A 1,107-nucleotide genomic window follows, 5' to 3' on the forward strand; every position below is an offset into this window, starting at 1 on the left:
TACACCTGGAGAGCCTCAATTTGAGTTCTTGTGATTTGCCAAAAGAGGTGGATCTCGATCTTATTCAGGAAATGACGAGCTTAAAGGAATTGTCATTATCCAATAATCGTTTAGGTAGGGTTCCTGATTTGTCTCAATTAACGAATTTAACCAATTTGAATATGGGGTGGAATGATTTGACAGATGCTTCCTTTGTGAATGAGATTCCATGGGTGACAACGATTAGTTTAAACAATAACGCCATACAAGACTTTTCCGTGATTCAAAATCCGGAACAACGACCAGGAATTCGATTGACGGGACAAAGATTAACACTTCCCGTTCACTATGTAAGAGGCGATGAAGAAATACGGATTGATAATCCATTTACTGGGTTTAATGGAGAAGCCTATTCCCTTGATAAAGGAACCGTTAATGGCAGCTCTAGCTTTGCCAGTACGGTATCTTCTTATGATGCTTCTACGGATCAACTCGTTTTGAAAAATTTGTGGACCAATCAAGCTCGAGCGGTGCGCGATGGCGTTTTGGAATATGGGAAAAGTCATTCCAACGAGACGCCATCATCCAGCGGCTATATGTCTATCCCAATTGAGTTTGCGACCGATCAAGTCGTAACCTTTGATCCAAAAGGGGGAGTGCTTGCTTCGAATACGGAACAACTGGTCTTTCCGGGAGAAACCGTTCAAGAGCCAGATTCTCCTTCGAGAACGGGTTACCAGTTTAAAGGCTGGACCTTCGAACAAGACGGAGAGCGATCGTTCTGGAATTTCCCAACCCAAACAATGCCGAATGCACCGATAACTTTACAGGCTACTTGGGAGAAGGATACCTACACCCTTCAGTACCAGGCCAATACCAGCGATGTTGTGGAGAATCTTCCCAGTGATCAATCCTATACCGTAGAGGATCCGGCGCGTGTTGCGGAGATGATCCCTGCACGAGAAGGGTATACGTTCTTGGGGTGGAATACACAAGCTGATGGGCAAGGGAAATCTGTTTCGGCAGGAGAAGACTGGTCCGATGCGGCGCAATCTGTTCTGTATGCACAGTGGAAGGCCGATACCATTATGGTCGATCCACTTCCTGAGCCAACCCCACGATCCAGAC

General features: G+C 45.8%; 1 protein-coding gene. It reads left to right on the forward strand.

Annotated features, from left to right (window positions below; translation table 11 throughout):
* Positions 1-20: 20 nt before the first annotated feature.
* Positions 21-1,107: InlB B-repeat-containing protein (locus MFLO_RS14285; protein ID WP_173400590.1), on the forward strand; the 1,087-nt coding region annotated here is incomplete at its 3' end.

The organism is Listeria floridensis FSL S10-1187 (assembly GCF_000525875.1).
Lineage (GTDB): Bacteria > Bacillota > Bacilli > Lactobacillales > Listeriaceae > Listeria > Listeria floridensis.